At 67.5% G+C, this 20208-nt stretch carries 13 protein-coding genes; 11 read left to right on the top strand and 2 right to left on the bottom strand.

Annotated elements, in window-relative coordinates; all coding sequences use genetic code 11:
- The first annotated feature begins 949 nt into the window (after positions 1-949).
- Complete coding sequence (locus ACH4FX_RS40760; protein WP_398486696.1) at positions 950-1192, top strand: hypothetical protein; 243 nt, start codon at positions 950-952, stop codon at positions 1190-1192.
- Between the two features lie 259 nt (positions 1193-1451).
- Positions 1452-2411, top strand: coding sequence for a 5'-nucleotidase (locus ACH4FX_RS40755; RefSeq protein ID WP_398486694.1), 960 nt, complete (start codon positions 1452-1454; stop codon positions 2409-2411).
- A 258-nt stretch (positions 2412-2669) separates the two neighbouring features.
- Here the strand turns inward: ACH4FX_RS40755 and ACH4FX_RS40750 are convergent, their stop codons facing one another.
- The gene (locus tag ACH4FX_RS40750) at positions 2670-5015 is read right to left on the bottom strand and encodes a Helicase associated domain protein (protein WP_398486692.1); all 2346 of its coding nucleotides are present in this window, start codon (positions 5013-5015) and stop codon (positions 2670-2672) included.
- Between the two features lie 155 nt (positions 5016-5170).
- On the opposite strand from ACH4FX_RS40750, the gene ACH4FX_RS40745 reads away from it, so the two are divergent.
- The 4 genes from ACH4FX_RS40745 (at position 5171) to ACH4FX_RS40730 (ending at position 10784) form a co-directional block, all read left to right on the top strand.
- Positions 5171-6181: a TniQ family protein gene (locus tag ACH4FX_RS40745; protein ID WP_398486716.1), complete on the top strand. Its 1011-nt coding sequence runs from the start codon at positions 5171-5173 to the stop codon at positions 6179-6181.
- A gap of 128 nt (positions 6182-6309) precedes the next feature.
- Positions 6310-7149, top strand: a complete 840-nt coding sequence (locus ACH4FX_RS40740) for a TnsA-like heteromeric transposase endonuclease subunit (protein WP_398486690.1) — start codon at positions 6310-6312, stop codon at positions 7147-7149.
- A 122-nt stretch (positions 7150-7271) separates the two neighbouring features.
- Complete coding sequence (locus tag ACH4FX_RS40735) at positions 7272-9542, top strand: transposase (protein ID WP_398486688.1); 2271 nt, start codon at positions 7272-7274, stop codon at positions 9540-9542.
- 114 nt (positions 9543-9656) lie between these two features.
- Positions 9657-10784, top strand: coding sequence for an AAA family ATPase (locus ACH4FX_RS40730; protein ID WP_398486686.1), 1128 nt, complete (start codon positions 9657-9659; stop codon positions 10782-10784).
- 44 nt (positions 10785-10828) lie between these two features.
- Here the strand turns inward: ACH4FX_RS40730 and ACH4FX_RS40725 are convergent, their stop codons facing one another.
- Positions 10829-11203, bottom strand: coding sequence for a hypothetical protein (locus ACH4FX_RS40725; RefSeq protein ID WP_398486684.1), 375 nt, complete (start codon positions 11201-11203; stop codon positions 10829-10831).
- 81 nt (positions 11204-11284) lie between these two features.
- Between ACH4FX_RS40725 and ACH4FX_RS40720 the strand changes: the two genes are divergently transcribed.
- The 5 genes from ACH4FX_RS40720 to ACH4FX_RS40700 all read left to right on the top strand — a co-directional run bounded on the left by ACH4FX_RS40720 (position 11285) and on the right by ACH4FX_RS40700 (position 19809).
- Entirely contained in the window at positions 11285-12100 is an 816-nt protein-coding gene (locus ACH4FX_RS40720; RefSeq protein WP_398486682.1) for an SAVMC3_10250 family protein, read from the top strand.
- A gap of 649 nt (positions 12101-12749) precedes the next feature.
- Positions 12750-14120 (top strand): Wadjet anti-phage system protein JetD domain-containing protein, encoded by a 1371-nt coding sequence (locus ACH4FX_RS40715; protein WP_398486680.1) that lies wholly within the window; start codon positions 12750-12752, stop codon positions 14118-14120.
- Positions 14113-15393, top strand: coding sequence for a hypothetical protein (locus ACH4FX_RS40710; RefSeq protein WP_398486678.1), 1281 nt, complete (start codon positions 14113-14115; stop codon positions 15391-15393). Before ACH4FX_RS40715 ends, ACH4FX_RS40710 begins: the two co-directional genes overlap by 8 nt.
- Complete coding sequence (locus tag ACH4FX_RS40705) at positions 15383-16660, top strand: hypothetical protein (protein WP_398486676.1); 1278 nt, start codon at positions 15383-15385, stop codon at positions 16658-16660. Before ACH4FX_RS40710 ends, ACH4FX_RS40705 begins: the two co-directional genes overlap by 11 nt.
- Positions 16657-19809, top strand: a complete 3153-nt coding sequence (locus tag ACH4FX_RS40700) for a hypothetical protein (protein WP_398486675.1) — start codon at positions 16657-16659, stop codon at positions 19807-19809. The genes ACH4FX_RS40705 and ACH4FX_RS40700 overlap by 4 nt, the downstream gene beginning before the upstream one ends.
- Positions 19810-20208 lie beyond the last annotated feature (399 nt).

Genomic DNA, 20208 nt, shown 5'->3' with positions numbered 1-20208 from the left:
GACAGAACCCTGATTCTCACGAAGCGCCCGGCCTTCGATGAGCGCTTTGTTGAATGTGGCGGAAACTTCCTTTCGGGAGGGATCTTCTGTCCTCGACCGAATTCCATTGGTGCGGATCAGGCCATCTGGCCGGTCAGCGCGGGTCGCTTTCCCGGTGATCCGTTTCGGCTGCTGCCCCGTGTCCGTGCCAGAGGTAGGGGGCTTCGTCGGGATGCCGGGCAACCCTGGCCTGCCGCCACGCCACGTCGAACGACGTGCGTCCGTGGCTTCGTCTGGATACCTGGAGGGCCTGCCAGCTGGTGATGGGGTCAAGGACCCAGCGCATGAGGTGAAGTCGCATAGCCGTAGCGTCCCCGCGCGCTGGCCGACCGGCGGCAGATCCGAAATTCGCAGTCCGCAGCGAGCCGCCACACGAATTCTTTCCGCCATCATTTCTGCCCAAGCGGTGTGAAATTCGATGCTTTTTGTTTCTGTTGTGATGCATGAGGTTCGGGCTGATGGCCCGGGATGCATACATCCCGGCCACGATGCGCAGACGCAGTTCCGCTCTCGCGGCCGGGAGGCGACGCCCCGGGAGTGGTGTGGTGCCGGGCAGGACGGTGATGACCGTCAACCCATTGTGTCGATCCCGCGCGTGGGCTGCCGTCTGCAGAGCGCGGCCCGGGGGCGGACTTGTCCATCAGGGCGGTGATGTCGGCGATGTCGCTGCCACCGTGGTTCGGGTTGTAGCGCAGCCGCCTTCGCCAACGGCACCGGGCGAGCCGTTCGTATGCGGCGTCGATGCCGGCGTTGAGAGCGGTGAGCCCTGGGTCGCAGATCCACACGCCGTCGCGGTAGGACGTGAACCCGAGGCGTGACCAGGCTCGTCCCAGGCGGGCGCACGCCTCCTCGTAGGGTGTGCCGTCGTCGCGTTCGAGAGGAGCGGGGAGAGTGCGATGACACCTGATTGGTGGGCGAGGTATTCCAAGGCCATGCCGGTCAGCAAGACGCCGAGACCGTGTCCGCGCAGCCGCCGGTCGATGGTGACGCGGTCGACGATGATCGTGTTTCCGGGGTTGGCGAGCGTCTCCCACAGGTCATGGCGCAGGTCACCGAGGGTGAGGCCGAAGAGGGCATTGCCGATGGTGACAAGTCTTTACTGAGGGTGTCGATCGGGTCGACGCACCGGTTGGTGTCGATCAGGTGGAGTTAGATACCGAACCGAGGCCCGGGGCCTTCCTCGTTGAGGTGCATACCGATGTCCCAGCGGTGGAAATGTATGCCCGGGCCATCCCCTGCCCCCACTGTCAGCCCTCACGCCCACCCTGGCGAAACGTCGGACCAGGCAGAGCTGACGCTGCATATCACTGCTTGTGCACCTCCGCACTACTGGGCCCTGCGTGGCAGGCCAGACAACGAGGCTGATGCGATGATTGAGACCGAGGAGAACGGCTGACCAACAAGGGGTTGCCGTGGCCGCCTATGAACTGACGAACCGGCTTGTCATCGGTATCGCCTCCAGCGCGCTCTTCGACCTCGCGCAGTCGGATGCTGTCTTCCGCGAGCAGGGCGAAGATAGCTACCGCGCGTATCAGGAAGCGCACCTCAACGACACGCTCCGTCCCGGGGTTGCGTTCCCCTTCATTCGACGTCTGCTGACACTCAACGACCTGAGTGACGAGGCCGACCCCTTGGTCGAGATCATCGTTCTGTCCCGGAACGACCCCGACACCGGGCTTCGCGTCATGCGATCGATAAAGGCGCACGAGCTGTCGATAAGCCGCGCCATCTTCATGCAGGGCCGCTCGCCTTACAAGTTCATGCCGGCCCTCAACATGTCGCTGTTCCTGTCAGCGAACGACCGCGACGTACGCGAGGCCGTCTCACAAGGGCTGCCGGCAGGACATGTCCTGGGCGGGCCCTACCAGGATGACGCCAAAGATCGCGACCTGCGTATCTCCTTCGACTTCGACGGCGTCCTCGCCACCGACGCATCGGAGCAGGTATACCAAGCAGGAGGCATCGAGGGGTTCCGCGCCCACGAGGTGCTCAACGCAGCCGTTCCGCACGACGCGGGGCCTCTGAAAGACTTCCTCGCCAACATCAACCGCATCCAGCGACGAGAGGAAGAAGAACGGCGGAAGGACAACGGATACCGAATCCGTCTGCATGTGTCACTCGTCACCGCGCGCAACGCTCCCGCGCACGAGCGAGCAGTGATGAGCCTGAAGCGGTGGGGGGTGACAGTCAACGACGCCTTCTTCCTCGGAGGCATCGACAAGGGCGAGATCGTGAAGGTCCTCAAGCCGCACATCTTCTTCGACGACCAGGAAAGCCACCTGGCCAGCACGTCCCGGACCACCCCAAGCGTCCACGTGCCCTTTGGGAAGATCAACGAGCCGGCCATGCCTGACGACGTACAGAAGCCCTGACATCGCTCACAGCTTCAGCACGTGGCCTGCCCGCGCCAGCTGCAGCGTAGGCCGCGTACGTGTGTACAGGGCCGCCGCGGTCCGCATGCCTACCCTTGCCCGCTGCCTCCCGGATCTCGGGTTGCTCGCCTGCAGGTGAAGCCTCCCTCGTGGCCTGCGTCTGCACGCCGTCGCACGGACAGTCGCCCTTGGACTCATCGACGGGGGCGATCCGGGGGCGTCTAGGACGGCTGGCTTGATCGTGGTGGTGGGTGTCGGTCATCGCATCCAGCGGAAGTCGAGGGCTTCGAGTGCGTGGCGCTGCTCTTGGGTGAGGCGGAGTGGGTCGCGGCGTTTGTCGGCGATCCAGGTGGCGAGGTGGAGTCCTGTGTCGGGGCAAAGGTAGTCGTAGGGGACGTCGAGGTGCTGGTGGCTTCGCCAGAAGGCGCGTGCCGCGCGCAATCCTCTGGCGAAGGCCCATCCGGCGTGGCCGCGGGGGCGGCGCAGGAGGAGGGCGAGGGGGTGGTGGAGCGGGAGTGCGCCCAGGAGTTCGTGCTGGCCGGGGTGGAGGTTGGGGAGGGCGTCGATCTGGGTGTCGAGCCAGCGTGTGAGGGGGGTTTCGTCTGTGTCGGGGCGCAGGTCGGGGAAGGCAAGGTCGCCGGCGCGGGCGGCTGTCAGGGCCTGGGCGTAGGTGTGGTGCCAGTGTTTGGGCCAGTGGGTGTTCCACCAGGGGTAGATCTCGTTGAGGGCCCGCTGGTAGCCGTAGGGCAGGGTGCGCTTGTTTGCTTCTCGGCGGCGGTCTGCGATCCAGCGGCCGAGGCGGATGCCGCCGAAGGTTTCTTCGGGGTGGGGGGCGAGGTGGCCATGGCGGTCTTTGTACTCGTGGGCGATCTGCAGTTTGTGCTCGATGCTGTGCGGGGGGTGGGGCCAGATCATGCCGAGGGTGTCGAGCTGGTGGATGCGTTCGGGCAGGAGCATGTGGTTGATGCGCAGGGAGCGCTGTCGGCCGAGCCACCAGCCGAGGTAGAAGTGGTCGGGGCCGAGGTAGCGGCTGGGGACGTTGAGGTGGCCGTAGGTGTCGAAGTAGCGCTGGGCGCTTTCGAATCCGATCTGCCATACCCGGTTGGGCGCTCCGGTGGCCTGGAGGCCGAGCAGAGGGATGATCTCGTCGGCGCGTTCGGGCCGGGCTGCGACTCCTAGGTTCTCTTCGGAGTCGCCGGAGATGGCCCAGTCAACACGGTGGATGACGTGCTCGTCGTAGGTGCTCAGGGCGATGAGGACCTGGTAGAGAAGCCGGTAGCGGGTTCCTTTGACTCCCTCCTCCAGCTCTTGTCCGGGTTCCATGAAGACGGGGACGACGATGGTGGAGATCTTGTCGTCGCCGGGGTTCTGGCGCAGCGCGCGGCCCACGGCCTGGGTGATGTCGAGGGAGCTCTGCTTGGAGTCGGCGAAGAGGATCGAGTCGGTGCTGGGGACGTCAATGCCCTCGCCCAGGCAGCGGCAGTTGGTCAGGACCGCTCTTTGAGGGGCGGCGTCGGGGCTGGGGCTGTTGATCGGGACGGAAGCAAAGGCTTCGAGTGACTGGCGGCGGACAGCGGGAGTCTGCTTGGCGTTGACAGTGCCGACAAGGAGAGGCGCCCGCGTCTCGGGGGGCATGAGCGCCGCTGTTTCGTGAAGGGTCTCGGCGAACATGCCGGCGGAGGCGATGAGGCGGTGGAAGGTCAGGGTCCGCCGCAGGTCGTAGAGGTACTGGGCGCGCAGCAGCGCGATCTGTGCGGCTGCCACGCGCAGGGCTTCGGCGCCGGCGGAGGCGATGGAGGCGTAGCGCAGGACGCGGTGCAGTTCGGCGTCGCTGATCTCGACGGCGACGATGCGGTAGTCCGCCAGCAGGCCCTGGTCGATCGCTTCGGCAAGGGAGATGCGGTAGACGACGGGGCCGTAGAGACTGTGGTCGTCCATGGAGGCCACTTCGCAGCCGATCGCAACGTGTGCGCCGGCTTTCTCGTCGAAGATACGCGGGGTAGCGGTCATGTAGAGGCGATGGCGGGCGGGCAGGACGTCGTTGTCATGGATGACGCCCCAGGCTTTGTGGAGATTGCCGGCGGTGCGGTGGGCCTCGTCGGAAATCACGATGCCCCAGCGCGGCAGGTGGTGATCGCGGTGCGCCCGGGCCAGGTTGTTCAGCGAATGGTAGGTGCAGAAGACGTTCACCGGACCGTCGGTCAGCGAAGCACGACGGGCGAGTTCGCCCGGGCCGTGGACCATGGTGAGAACTCCACGCAGCGAGCGAACCTGGGTGTCGTCGCGCGAGCAGTAGCCCAGGTAGATCCCCTGTCGGCCTTCCTGCTGCCAGACGGCGGCCGTCTGTTCGAGGAGGTCCAGGGTGGGCATCACGATCAGCGCGTTGCCCTGGGGAACGGTCTCCTGGACGGTGCTGAGGGCGACGAGGGTCTTGCCCGTTCCGGTGGCCATGACGACGCTCACGCGGGGAGCGCCGTCGGTGAACTCGTGGACGCAGGCGTCGACGGCGAGTGTCTGGTGGCCCCGTAGTGGTGTTCTCAGACCGTTGCTCGTCAGCGTGGCCACGATGCCCTCCCGGCAGCGGATCGTCACGTTGCGGATCAAGGGTCAGACCCGTGCCGTGGAGGCTGTCGGGGCGTTGCGACCTGGTTCACCCGAAGGAGTTAAGGACGCTTGACCAAGCTGTACGGCGGCTGGCGACGATAGAACGCAGGCGTGCGGAGCGGTCGGAGAAGAGGGGGAACGGCGTGGTGCTGCAGATGCCGGGGCTCTACGGTCCGCGTCAGCCCCTGCCGCTCCGGGTCCAGCCTCTGCCCGGTGAGTCGACGGGGTCGTTCGTGAACCGGCTGGCGCACGCCAACGGGCTGGGACTCGCGGACTTCCTTCAACGCGTGGGCCAGGGAACGGGATCGTCGTCGGACGATGCGGCACGCGTGGCGAAGTATCCGCAGTGCACCGAGATGTACGTGAACGGGCCGGGCCTTGAGTATCTGGCCATGCTGGCCGGCGAACCGGCGGCCGTGTTGCAGCGGGCACTGCCCGGCCTGGCCCCGCGCCATCTCCTGCCCGGTGACGCGGACGCGGTGTGGAAGTGGCCCTGGCAGCCGTCCGAGGGCCACCTCGTGCGCTGCTGCACAAGGTGCGCGGAAACCCGCGGGGTCAGGGAGCCGGCCTGGTGGCTGATGCCGGACAGCTGGCGGGTGTGCGCCCGGCACCGGCGGTGGTGCGACGACTCGAGGACGCAGCCGCAGGACGGCCTGCCCCTGAAGGAGCTTCCCGAGGTCGTCACCGCGCACCTGGAGCGTGCCCGGCTGCACAAGCAGTTCGGCCGGTCCGGTGAGGAGCTGTTCGCCGACGCCTTCCAGGTGGCGGCGGACTGGTGGCGGTCGATGCCCATGGTGCTGCGCTGGGTCCACCGAGCGTGGACGTGCGGGCTGGAGGACCGCAGCAGCCGGGTAATGCCGCTGGTGATCTACCCGGAAGCGGCACGCCTCGCGCAGCTGATGGTCGAGTTCGAGCAGTCGGACGTCCGGGACACCGACGCCGGCGCCCGGTGGCTCGGCGAGGCCGAGGCGCTGATGGAGGTGTGGGAGCTGGACGTCCAGCCGGGTAGGGGCCCGCTGCTGGACTGGCTGCACCGCCACCGGGTACCGGCGGACCCGGAAACACAGCCTGCCGTCGGGCGGTGGGGGCGGCTGCCGCTTGCCCCGGGGCACCGCCGGCTCGCCTCACCGACAGGCACGCTGGAAGCACGATCATGCCTGTCCTGAACCGGCTCTTGGCAACTACGGGGGCTCAGCCGCGCCTGCGCCTGACTTGCACCGGCCTTGGAGGAACCAGTGCTGGAAGTCATCCTGCTCGACCCTGATCGGCCACTGCCGGTACAAGGACCATTGGTGTGCGGTTTCGCCACTCGGTCTGCGCACGGGCAGCCGACGCGCCGGGCCGGGCCGCGGTGCGGCGGCGGGCGGTGGTCTGCGTTAGCACGGTAAATGCCTCCGGCGCGCTATTGGACGGCAAGGGGGTGCCGGGCGCGGGGCAGGGTGTCGTGGCTCTGTACCGCGAGCCCTACGGGCCGGTGCGCGCGTGCAGTGCGGCCGCACTGCGTGGGGTGGCGCTGGAGGAGTTCGGTCCGGTGAGCGAACCGGTGCCGTACCGGGGCCGCAAGGGCATCATCACCTACTGGCCGGTGGCGACGCGGGAGCAGACGGTGGTGTGCGGCAGCCTGCGGCAGTGGCGGCTGGCGGTCGAGCTCGACTTCGAGCCGAGCTGGGCGGCGTTCAGTGCCGGCCCGGTGGAGCTGAGGTGGCGGGCGGGAGGCCGCGAGCGCCGCTGGCGCCCGGATTTCGCGGCGCGGACGACGAATGGGACACGCGAAGTGCTGGTGTTGAAGCCGCCCGGCGCTGAGGGCGTGCCTTCCTCGAGGCTTCAGGTGCTTGAGGAGGTCGCTCGGGAGGCTGGCTGGCGGGTGCGGCAAGTGCGCGAGCCGTCAGGGATGCGCAGGCGCAATCTGACATGGCTGGCCGGCTACCGGTTTCCTTCCGCTGGCGAAGAGGGCCCGGGACGGGCGCTGCTCGAGGCGTTCAGGTCGCCGATGGGCCTGCGGGCCGGAGTGGCGACAAGCGGGCTGGACGAGCTGACGGGCCTCGACCTCGCCTACCGGATGCTGTGGCAGCGGCGGCTGCTGTTCGACAGCGCACAGCCGCTGCTGCCCGACGCCGCGGCCTGGACAGCCTGAGGACCGGAAAGAGGGGGCACGTGGCGGGAACAGGCGAGAGTCGGCGTGCGGGGGCTTTGTCCATCGGGGCACGAGTGCGCTGGCAGGGGCGTGAGTGGGAGGCGGTGGAATGGCGGGGGCCTGTGGTCACGCTGGTGCCGCAGGACGGTGCGGAGGCGCCGCGGGCGGTGTCGTACCGGTGGCTGGTGGGAACGGAGGACTTCGCCGTCCTCGCCGGCGGCGCAGCACCGACTGCGGACAGCGCGGTGCACAGAACGTGGGAGCGGCGGGAGGACCAGGAGGAGGAAGCTGCTCTTTGGCAGGAGCGCATGGTGGAGATCGACACCGGTCTGGCGCCGGGCCGAAGCGAGCATGAGCAGGGATTCGGGCCGGGAACAACCCTGGCCCAGCGGTGCGCTGCCATGTCGGCGCGGCTGGCCGCCGACGGCATCCGCTGCTCCGCCCACACCCTCGCCGACAAACGACGAAAGTGGAAAGCGGCCGGAGAGAACCCGGTCGTCCTGCTCCCCGCCGCACGGGACAGACGACCAGGGGGCTTCACGGATCCGCGCTGCCTGACCGCCATGCAGGATGTGGTGGCCCGGCGCGCGCACGATTCGGACGTGACCATCGACCTGATCCGCGAAGAGGTCGAGGATCTGCTGCACTCACGCTACGGTGCAGAACTCGGCGATCCGGATGCCGTGGCCGCGCTGATGCCCTCCCGTTCCACCTTCTACCTGCGGATGAAGGAATCCGGCCTGGCCGATGCCCTGGACCGGCCGACCCGGGCCCGCGCCGCTCTGGCCGCCACTCCGCCCCTGCCCCACGGCGGGCGCGAGGCCGTGCTGCGGCCCGGACAGGTCACTCAGGTCGACACGACACCACTGCGACTCCTGGCCCGCGGCGACGACGGCCGGCCCACCTCCACGGAGATGACCACGCTGATCGACGTGGCCAACCACAGCCTCTGCGCACTGATGATCACGCCCAGCCGGTCCAAGGACGCCGAGAGCGGACAGCCCGGCCAGGCGACCCGCGCGATCGACCTGACCCTGATGCTGGCCCAGGCTCTCGCGCCCTGGCCAGTGATGCCCGGCTGGGACCCGCTCAGCGCGGCCGCCACCTCCAGACTGCCGTTCGGAGCGCTCTCGGCGGCGGACGCACGGTTCACGGAGGCTACCGCCGCCCGCCCGGTCATCCGCCCCGAACTGATCATCTACGACCAGGGCAGCCCTTATGTGAGCGAGCACTTCACCGAGGTCTGCGACCGGCTGCGTATTGCCCGCCGCCCCGCGCGCAAGAGGACCGCTCCCGACAAGCCGCTCGTCGAGCGCTTCTTCATCACCCTCGCGCACCGCTTCAGTCAGCACGTCCGGCACGGCTGGCAGGGCCGCAGCCACAAGAAACGCGGCCGCGGTATCGACCGCATGCCGCTGTACACGATCGCCGAACTCCAGCAGATGGCTCAGGAATGGGTGGCTCTGGAGTACCAGCAGACCCCCGATGCGGGACTGCGTGACCCGTTCCGGCCGGGCGTTGTGCTGTCGCCAAACGACATGTACGCCGTCCAGGTGGCCCGCAGCGGCTACCGGGCCGTGCCGCTCTCCCCTGCACAGAACCGCTTCTTCCTGCTGCCGCGGTGGGTCACCCCCGGCAAAGGCGGCTTCATGATCAACTACCGGACCTACCAGCCCATCGCGCAGGACGCCGGGCACTACAGGGAGATCCTCCTGCGCGGCAGCTCAGAGCTGCCCGGCCGCAACGGCCAGTGGGAATGCCGCTTCAACCCCTACCGTCCCGAACGGGTGTGGCTTTATGACCACACAGCGGGCACCTGGGTGACGTGCGACTTCCGGCTGCGGCACCTGCTCACCGACCCCTGGACCGCGGACATGTGGCAGGAACACGCCGAGCAGCACCAGGCGGCCGGCGGCAGCGAGAAGGACGAGGAGGCCATCGCCCTGTCCCTGGCGCAGCGCGACCGGCGCCGCCGCAGTCGCAGGCCGCCGCCCAAGCGCACCGGGAAAGAGCCGATCTTCCAGGGCCTGGAGTTGGAGACCGAGGAACCGTCCCGGGATCCCTACGCAGATCTAGAGGAGTTCGACCTGTCGACACTGCAGCCCTATCCGGCGCAGCCCATCTCTCCCTGGGCCCCTTTGGCCATAGACGCTGTACCGGCGCTGCGCTCAGGCGCAGGTGGCACGGAGCCGTTGGAGGACGGACAGACTCCGCATCCGCTAGCAGCGCTCTTCTCCGACGACGGCGACGGCGACGGCGACGGCCCTGCGGACGGCTCCGAGGCCGGAGGGCCGACAGATGTCTGCGAGGTCGTCGACGCGGAGCTCGTCGACGACCTCGATCCAGACGGTGATGTCGGTGGCGAGATTGAAGGCGACGTGTGGGAGGCGTAGGCGACGACTTACAGCCGTGGACGACCCGGCACCCGTCGGCCGGCCCCGGGCAGGACTTCCGGCCCGGGGCTGGCCTGCCCATGCGAGGCAGGTCCGTGACGAGAGAGAAGCGTGATGAAGGCATCCGTCGAACTACGCAACAAGCGTGAAGCACGCCTGCGTCAGCAACTGCAGGACACCCCGATGCGGCCGTTGCCGCTGTTCCAGCTCACCGGCTGGACGCACTTCGTCGACGAGGACGTGGAACCGCCCGCACTGGCGCCGGGCAGCAGTCCCGCTGCCAACAGGAAGGAGGACGAACAGGCCATCGCCTACCACCGGCATCTGCGGATGGTGCCCACCGACGCGATGACCCACATGCAGGACATGGTCGTCAAGGCGGTCCACAACAACAGCGGGCGCCGTGACGGGCTGATGGACCACGTCATCGACGGCCCTGCGGGCACGGGCAAGACCTGCCTGCTGCGGGCGATCGGACGCACCGCCCAAAGAGAGATCGAAACCGCCACGGGCGGCAGGCAGGCGAACACCATCCCCGTGGTGCACATCACCACCCCCGCAGACCCTGAACCAACGGTGAACTGGATCTGGGAGATCGGCTCCTACCTGGGGCTCAACCCCGAGCCGAAAAGCCTGACAGAGGTCCTGGAGATGCGCCGCCACCAGGACGTGACCCTGCCGGTCAACTACGTCCTGGAAACCGCACAGACCCGCCTACTCCTCATCGACGACATCGACCGCGCCTCACCCCAGCACCTCGCGAACGTCCTCCCCTACTTCGACTACCTGCGCAACAAACTGGGCATCTCGCTCATCTTCTGCGGCACCGGCGCCAGCCACCGCCTGCACCAGGCCCGCATCCTGGCCCAGGACCTCACACGGGTCAGCGAAGAGAACCGGGTCCGGCTCGAACAGGCAGGACAGCCCACGGATCCCCTCTCGCCCTCCCCCACCGCCCTGCTGCCCGTGACCTGGCTGCACCCCCTGCCCCTGGGCACCAAGACCGAGGAACAGGAAATGTTCCGACGCGTACTGACGAGCTTCGAAGCCGACCTGAGACTGCACCACCTGGAGGAGAACGCCCTGAGCAAACACGCCGCCGAACTCCACCGGCGCACCAGCGGCTACTTCAAAGCCCTCACCTACGTCATCTCCACCGCCGCCGTCATCGCGATCCAAAGCGGCAGCGAGAACATCACCATGAAAGAGATCGACACCGCGACAGCCCAGATCCGCTACTGAAACCAGCCAGAGCGGACAGCGGGCCGTTCACCTTGTGCCAGGAACTACCCGGTGGATCCGGTTTCGCCGTCGCCTCCGCAGGTACCATTTGCCGGCACTTTGGTGTAATCGACGCCAGGGAAGAGCCGGACGCGGCTCTCATCGACGCGGATTCTGGCTGGCCGCGGAGCGTCGTCCGAGAGGCGGCACAGCACGTCCGCTTCACGGCGGCCGTCCCTGGTGGTGTGCCAGGATCGCAACTGGCCGAAGCGGCGTTTCCCGTCGGCGGTCTCTACGAACACGGGCGGGTCCGGTGCGCGTCCCGGTCCCTCGGTGACCTGGGCGAAGAAGGCTTCCTGGCCCAGCCGGGTGCACAGGTCCACCAGTGAGGATGCCTGGATTCTTCCCAGTTCCATGCCGATCTCGAACTTGGCGTGCATGATGCCGGGGTTGGCCCCGGTCCACCGGTACAAGGTCCCAGCATCACGACAGCGATGGGATGGCATGAGAGTGGGGCGCCCGTGCGGGAACTACAGTATCTGTCCACGGCCAAGCTGGACGACTTCTACGAGCCGCCTCGCAGGGGGCTGGTCGGCCGGTCCATGGAAGCGGAAGCCGGCGCACTTGGTATCAGTGCCCGCCTCGCGCTCGGCCCGGGGAACGCTGTGGAGCCCACGGTCACCGAGAGAGATGCCGAGCGGCTGGAGAAGGTCCTGAGGCATCTTCGAGAGAAGAGCACGGCTCACACTCAAGAGCCAGCAACGTGCCAGGAGCTGGGCGCGGGCGCCTGGCTGGAGTTTTGCGGGCGCTTCCTCTACGGCGCGGCGGCAAGAGATCTCGGGCTCCGCGACCACGGCGTTTTCACCTGGAGGTCGCTGGAAGAAGGCCACTGCCAGCACCGTGACGACGAATTCTGCAGCGGTATCCAGCTGTTCCTTTGCGGTTCGATCCAGCACGTGCGGGACCACCGTGACCATCCGCCCAGCAGGATGGGGTCCGGCTCGGACTGGCTGCACGACCTGGCAGCGGATCTGGTCGCCCGTGAGGCCCGGGACGATACGTCGCTGCCGAGCCTGCTGGACTCCACCGGGATCAATGACCAGGAGTTCGCGGCTCGTTCCGCGTTCGCCATGCTCTCCGGCCACCGGACCGCCGGCTATCTGAGCGGGCACGCACGGGTACTGTGCAACTTTCCGCCGGAGCGTCTGCGGCACCGGCTGATCGTCGCGACCCCCTTGTACGTGGAGACCGGGCTGCAGCCTCCGTCGGTGGGGGTGACCTCGGCCGCGCCACCCACGACGGGGTGGTTCGGACGCTGGCGCGGTCGGCGCGCATGACTCCTGTAGGCGCGAAACGGGCCCTGGCAGCTTCGCGGAGCAGGGAGGGAGACTCCTCCCCCAGCAGGATCCCGGCCCCGACGCTGTGACCAGTCCGGCCCAGGCTCCCGGCACGCAGTGAGGTAGGAATCGCACAGATGTTTGGTGCCTACTCCCGCGTGAGGGGTGGCGCGGTGCGGGGCAGCGGCCTCTCTGGGCGAGTGATGACGAACCATGCGGAGGAGGCGTCTGTTCGAGGAGGAAGTTCTGCCGGATGTGCGCGACGAGCCGAACGAGGGTGCTCCGGACTGCCTCGTCGTCGGACCAGTCGAACATCAGCGCGGTGCTGCCAGCTAGCCGGACCTGACTCTAACCCCTCCCAGATACAAATCTGCCCAGGGCCGGAATTCAGAGGGACGGCATGCGGACGGTGCCTGGCCCGTGGCAGGTACAGCGTTGATTCTCCTCGCGGGCCGTCCGTGGGGCCAGAGCCAATAGCAGGTGACGGTACGCCATTGTGCCCACTTTGAGTCAATGTTGGATTGAACTCACTTTGTCTGCTTGTGGGGCGCAAGAGGCCTTGTGTATGCCTTCCTGACAGAGTGGATCTGCCTGGGTCCAAGATCCAATGTGTCTCTGGGGAGGGCATGTGAGTGCCGGGGCGGGCGCTATGGCTCTGTTGTTCAGTGAAGCGGAAGGCCGCATCCGGGTATCGCTGGCTGAAGTGCCGGAGGGCATACATGCTCTGTCCGTGCCGGTACGTCGTGAGGGGATGAACCGCGCACCGCGTAATCGCCGGGGCTTGCTGCGCATTCGGGAAGTCGACCTGGTGACTGCGCGGGAGCAGCCGGCCTATGAACCTCCGGAGACTTTGGATAGCCGGCATCTGGTGTGGGTGCTCTCGGCGCAGCGGCGCTCTTGGGCCACGGTGGAGTCCCGTTTCGGAGACAGGGCGTGGGATGTTGCTCTGGCGCTGGTGCGGTGCGGAGGTGTGGTCCTGCGTTGCGCGGTTGATGACGATCTCGAGCTCGCCGGTCCGTTGGCATGGCGTCTGTCTCATTCGTGGGCATTGCAGGCGGATGAGTTGTTGCAGGAGCTGCGCGGATGGCGGGATCCCGATGAGGTACGCAAGGAACTGCTTGCGTTGATGGCGCCGGTACCGGAGTTGGAGCGGGAGCAGGTGCTGCTGGATGCCTGTCCGCTGGGTTCGCCGCTGAGGGTGCCGCAGGACAGTGCGGTCGCGACCGAGGCGTGGACTGCCTATGAGGCGGCGGTGCGCGCGGCGTCTGTGTGGTGGCCAGCGTACCGGGACGGGGAGCGGTTGTCCGCCAAGGAGTTGGCTGGCCTTGCGTTGAGCGGGTCGAAGAAGTGGACCCCTCCACGGCAGGCGGCTTTCGAGAACCTGGTCGGGATGAGCTTTGACCTGGCGCTCGATGAGGCTGATGTCGATATTCGGGTGCGGGGGCCTTTGCGGTGGCGGGTGGGGTCGGTGGCTGCCGACGCTGCGGTGGCCAAGCCGTGGATCGCTCTGCCTGCTGGTGCTCTGCGGCTGGTGGGGGAAGTCGAGCACGGCGGGCGGGGCGTCTTCTTGGTTGAGAACTCCGACACATTCGAACGCGTGTGCGCAATCCCGGAGGTTACGTCGCAATGGCTGTGCATCTGGGGCAAGGGGTACGTCACCAACAAGCTGGTTGCCCTGCTGGAGTGGATGCGTCCGGAGCGGATGGCCATCTGGGGAGACCTGGATGCGGATGGGATTGCCATCATCGATGATCTGTCCCGGCGCTTGGACCGCAAGGTGCATCCGGTGGGGATGGAAGTGGAGATGTGGCGCGCCGGCCCCTACCGGGATCAGGAGCCGGAGCAGTATCCGAAGGCGCGCGCGCTGGCGGAGAGGATGGCGGCGGAGGGGCCGGTGGAACTGCGGGCCCTGGCGGCGGAGATCGCGGTCTCGGGCGAATCGTGTGAGCAGGAACCGTTGCACCGGAAGGTGCTGCCTCGCTTGGTTGGGCTGTTGGAGGCGGTGCCGGCCGGTGGGTGAACAGCTCGCGTTCGGGGACGGCGATCGGGAGGATCTGGCAGCGGCTGTTCAGTTGGCCAACTGGCGGGCGTTCATGGCTCCCGTTGCTGAGGATGCTGGTGCTGTGGCGCAGCACCCGGAGGTGGCGCAGGTGGCGCTTGCGATCCTGAAAGTGTTTGCCGAGCATGCCGGGACGCACGGGCTGTCGAAGGCTGAGGTCGCGCAGGCATTGAAGGGCAATCCTTCAGGGTGGCCGGAGGAACTGATCGATCGCCGTTTGGCTGTCCTGATCCGGCTGGGGTTCCTCGAGCCCTATCTTCTGAAGTCCCATCAGGACCGGTATGTCGTGCGGCCTGCAGGGCTGGCAGGTGCTTTGGCGGCTGAACGGCTGGCGGAGCACGGGGGTGTTGATGAGTTGATCTTGCTGTTGGATCGGGCGAGGGCGGTGTTCGATCGCAGCAATCCCGACCCCGAGGCGGCTCTGGACTATCTGGTGTCGTGCCGAAACGCGCTGCGGGTTTTCGCTCTGGATTTGCAGCGGCAGATCGCTACCGGCACGACGGCCGAGTTGATGGAGTCACATCGGCAGCATGATCATCAAGGGTTCACACGCCAGGTGAAGGAACTGAACAAACTGGTCACGGACCGGTTCAGTGGTGACTGGGCGCTGGAGGAAGCTGGTTCGGCTCTGATCGAGGCGGAGCAGTTCTACCGTCTGCAGGTCATGGCCGCCGCGAACAAGGTGCTTGAGCAGGGCGGCAGCAGTCTGAACTTCGACGTGCTGACCGTGAAGGAGTACGACCACGCCGCGGTCCAGGGTGACGTCGAGCTGCTGTCGCAGGTGGGTACGGCACTGGTCGCCGACGTGCCAGCAGTGTGGATCGAGCCGGCTCAGCTCCTGGAAACAGTGGAGGGCTTCGCCCCGCGCTCTCGGGCACGCGTGCGGCCTCTCGTGGTCGAGGGCGACGACGAGGATGAGGACGATCCTTTGCAATGGGCCGAGGATGCACACGCGCATCTACGGGAGCGGCGTCGGCTGCGGGCCGATGAGTTGTTGGCGGCAGACGAGGAAGTCGATCTCACGCAGGCGCTGTACGAAGCGGGATGGCCTGCGGCTGCGTCGATCATCACCGACGTTATGGCGCTGAGTGACGATCCTGACGAGCCCTATACGGTCGTGGTGGAGGACGGTTTGCTAGCGGATCCAGAGGCCTCCGTCACCTATCTGGCTCCCCTGCGTCTTCGGCGCCAGGATGCGCCTCAGAGGGCCGATGGGGGTTTGGGTGGCTCCTGAACAGGACGCCATCCGTGAGGCGCATGAGGACAGAGCGTTTCAAGCAGCCTTGCTTCTGGGGCGGTTGCGGGCCGCTGGAGTGACATCGGCCGAGACGACCGGTCCCGTGGCGGCTGCCGCTGCGGCCGCGGCCGCCCGAATAGGACGCCGGGTGATCCGCGTGCACGGGGTGGGCCAGCTGGCCGATGTGCTGGTCTTGGGGTGGGACGGCGAGACGGCACCGGCTGCCAGCCTAGCGCCGGCGTTCCGGATTAATTTATCGCCGGTGCCGACCCTGGTGTGGGCGGCGTGCCTGCGCGCGGCGTGGCCGCGGCCTGAGCGCGCGCCGTTTCCGGGCGGGCCGTTTAGGCGTGCCGTCATTGTGGCGTTGTGTTCTCAACTGGGCGCGGACCGCGAAGCGGTGGAGCGGGCACTTGAGCGGACCTTGCCGGAGGCCGGCCTGATCTCCGTGGACGGGGACGAACTGCGGCTGGGGGCTGCCGTTGCGGCGTTTCCTGCTGTGGTGGTGGAGGGCCTGCGCCGCGGGCACCATCTGCTGCCGGCTCCCGGGGCGGATGAGCAGGCGAGCGGGGAGCCGGATTCGGCGGTGCCACCGCATGAGGTCCGGGCCGATGCCGAAACGGCGCTTGAGATGTCCGATGGATATGTGGTGCGGTCAGTGATCGCCACACTGGAGACGGCTCGTCGGCCGGTGCCCCGGGGTGAGCTGCCGATGCTGGCTGATCCGGCGATCCGGGCCGCGGTGGATCAGGCCTTGCTGCCGTGCGGGCGGCAACTGCTGCAGACGGCGGAGGGCAACTGGGTCACCGGATTTTGTGACCCGCTCGCCGATGCCCTGGTGGCCGAGGAGGTCGGGACCCTCACCGCAGTGGAGCGGGCCGTGCTGGCCCTGGTCCTCCTGCACACGGTGGCGATTCCAAGAGCTCGGGGGCGGCACCGGCACAGCCGTTGGACGGGGGAAGCCCACACCGTCACCTTGGCGGAGCTCGCCTCCAACCGGCGGATCTCCAAGGCCGCGATGAGGACGGCACTGCGCAGGCTGCGGGCGGCAGGCATGGTCGCGGAGACCACCACGGGCCGTTACCTGCCCGGCCCCGCGCTGGAGCGCATGAGCGAGGCCCGCAGCAACCTGCTCTGGGAGGACCTGATCCTGGTCGGTCGGCCCGGCGGGCAGCTGGCCGCCGCCATCCGCCGGCGGCGTGGCCTCGAAGTCCCCGCGCCTCGCAGCGAGTTGCCCGAGATCCCGAGAGAGACGGACCGCATGTGAGTCAGCAGATCCATAGTGCACGTGGCAAGCGGGGAGTGATCGGCACCCGTCAGCTGGTCGCTGTCCAGACGTTCTCTATTGCCCGTCTGACCTCCCACCCGGTGGCGATCGTCCCCGGCACATTCGTCGCGGTGACCGGGCGGGGGCCAAAGGACTCCAATGAGTCGGGAAAGACCAGCTTCCTGTCTGCCCTGGCCCTCTTGCTGGGAGACCCGGAATGGCGCATGACGGGCGGTGGCTCCGTGCACGCACCCAAGCTGCTGTTCGAGCCCGTCACCGCCGGCGCATCGCCAGAGGTGAACGAGGCCGCCTCGATCGGCTATGTGGTGGGCGTCTTCGCCGAACCTGAGGATCCGCTGGGCAGCGCACACACCGTGTGGCTGCAGGTATCGGCCAAGTCACCGCACATCGAGGTACGGCACAAGGAAGGGGTGCACCTTCTGCTCAGCGGAGACGATCGCACCCAGCACGAGCTTGCTCCGGGGTTCTTCCGCGCCCTCGGCGGTAAACCCCTGGGGGCCACGGACTACGCGGAGGTCCTCTACGGCCGCGCCCCGCGTCTGCTGGCCTACATCATCAGCCGCGGCGGCATGCGGTCGCGGCCCTCTTTGCTGAAGCTGGACGCGGGCACCTTCACGCCCGTACAGATCGGGGAGGCGCTGCTCGATCTCACCGGCAAGGCCGGCATGCTCGCCACGGACGTACAGGCCCGCAAGGATCTGGCTAGGACACAGAAGAACCTGGCCGACAAACTGGCCGATGCCGAGAAGTCCTGGCACGAAGAGGAAATCATCCTTCACTCTGTCGAAACCCGGCAGCGGGCCCGGGTGGAGGCCGGCCGGGCTCACCTCTTCTGGCGACTGGCATCGGCACGCGCCGCCCTTGATGCAGTCGTCTACGAGCGCCGAATCGGCAGCAGCCTCGCCCGTGTCGAGGATGATCTGGCAGCTCTGGCTGCGCAGCATGATGCAGTGCAGGGCCAACTCACCAAAGCCCGCAACATCGGCCAGCTCCGGCAATCGGCCCGTTGCGCACAGTTGCGCAGCGACGACCATCAGCGGGAGGTGGAGGAGGCCAACGAGAAGGTCGGACTGCTTCGCGGCGACTTGAAACGGGCGCAGCAGGATCACCGCGAGGCGCGGCAGCAGGCCGAGGACTACGCCGGCCCCTCCCCCACCGAGCTCGCCGAGCGCGTCAGCGACCAGGAGGCACGTCAGCTCGAGGTGAAGGCGGAACTCCTGCTGGCCGAGGAACGCGTCGGGGTGCTGGAGGAAGAGCTCGCCGAGGCCCGGGAGGGGCGCACCGGCCAGGCGGGGGCGGCGTTGCGGACCCTGGAGGGGGCAACGTCCCACCGGAGGGTGGGGCTGATGGCCACCACTCGCGTCCGTCCTGAGGCGCGGCCCCAGTGGGAGGCCCGCCTGGCGCCGTGGAGGGAGGCGGTGTGTATCGCCTCCGATGCCCTGGAGGATGCCAGCCGCGCGGTGAGCACTTTGCCCGGGACCATCCTCATCTGCGGGCCGTCGAGCGAACCGGAAGCGGCAGGTTTCGGCGCCCCGGATGGCTTGCCCGAGGGCATCCTGGACGCCGATCCCCTGGCGGTGCCGTTCCTGCATGCCCTGGCCGATGCCACCGAGGTGACGGTTCCTCCGCATGCCTGGCTGTCTGGGCTGGGGGTCCGCGTCATCGGAGGCTTCGAGAAGCCCATCGCTGGCCAAGAAGACATCTGCGCCCACCTTGAAGGGCAGCGGGATCAGGCCCGGGCCCGGTGCGCTGCGCTGGAGACCGCAGCCGACCTGCACCGTCGCCGGATCGCCGAACTGCGCCGGGACATCAAACGGGCCGAGGCCCAAGAGCTCGCACAACGGCTCGTTCCCAAGATCCGCGAACTCGAGGACACACACTCCCAGTGCGTTGCCGCGCTGCCCGGGCTGCGTACGTTGGCCAAAGAGGCAAGCGAGACAGCGCATGAGGCCCAAACGGCGTTCCTCACCGCGAAGGAGCGCGCTGACCAGCTCGAGGGCGAACTGCGGATACTGAAGGACGACAGGGCGCAGGCGACGCGGAGGAAGGAGAAGCTGGAGGAGCTCCGCAGGGGGTCAAGCACCGACCGGGCACGGATGATCTGGACGGGCTCTGAGGAGGAGGCTTTGGAGGCGCTCAACTGGAGTTGCCTGCCCGAGGATGAGCCCGGCGCGGAGCCGGCCGACGGCATCAACTCCTACGCCGTCGTACCGCGGGACACCGAGCACCCGCCCGAGGTCCGCACCTGTGCGGACCTTCGCAGCGAGAGCCGGTCCCGACTGACGGCGGCGCTGACGAGGCTCGCCGCAGACACGGCAACCACCGGTGTGGCCACCGTGGAGATCGCCGACGCCCTGCACCATCACGAGGCGCACACCCACGATCCGCACGACACCATCTTCCGTGGCTCACTGACCGCGCTGAAGACGTGGCTGGATGAGTACGAGGAGCGGGACGCAGGAGCTCGGGAGCAGGTGGAGGTGAAAAGACGGGAGCGGGAGGACGAACAGAGCTACCTCCACGACCTCGTCGAGGAGTCACGCCAGGCCCTCGAAGAAACTCAGGAGTCCATCAAGGAACGCGTGCACAGTGCGCTGGACCGCATCAGCAACCAGCTCAACCTACTGCACAAAAAGGAGGGGTACGCAGCCGACCTGCTCTACAGCGTAAGCGCGCCGGAGAGCGCCGAGGGCCAGTGGATCTGTCATGTTGTGCCCCGGTGGCAGCGCAACCCCGGCGGCTCATTGCTGGCCTACGATGCGCCCACCAACACCGCCCAGGAGAAGCTGTTCTCCATCCATCTCGTCCTGGCCGCCTTGCTGGCCGCACCCGACGCGCGGGGCCGCGTCCTCATCCTGGACGAACTTGGTGACTCACTCGGCGCGGAGCACCGTCGTGAAGTGATCGCCGCACTGCGTGACGCTGCGCTGGAACACGGCATCACCGTGTTGGCCACCTGCCAGGACGGCCTGATGGCGGACGTGGGGCCGATGTGTGGCCAGGTACTGCAGTTCCGCTACTACTCGAAATCCGACCCCTTGAACCGGCCCACTGCCATGTACGGCTTCGACGCCAACCGGCGCCGCGTCAAGCTCACCTTGAATGATCTCGTGGTCAGCCGATCCTGAACGACGTGTGCGCATCCGCCGACGGTCGCTGACCCGACCTCGGCACCCGCAGCCGGAGCACGGCTCTCCTCGTCGTCTTCGTCCTTCCACCCCTCGTAACCCGTCATCAGCGTCCTCGAAGTCGTACGGCACCGCGGGATGCCCGTGCCTGTAGATACGCAGAGATCTACCTCCTTGCACCAGGCCAGCCAACCAGCTTGTCACCACCGACCACGCCCGCAGCCACGCTCTTTGACCCACTCCGCTCCCCCAAGCCTCCAGACCACCCCTGACCAGCACAAACTCGCTCCACCAAGCCACCCGGCAATAGAAAATCCCACGGAGATCACTACATTCCGAAATGATCACTGAATTCGCACTTCAGAAGCGCTCTCCGCCCCGGAGCCTCCACGAAACCCC

Source organism: Streptomyces sp. NPDC018019 (assembly GCF_044327805.1).
Lineage (GTDB): Bacteria > Actinomycetota > Actinomycetes > Streptomycetales > Streptomycetaceae > Streptomyces.
Note: the sequence above shows the minus strand (reverse complement) of the source record. Positions and strands in the feature narration are given on the sequence as shown.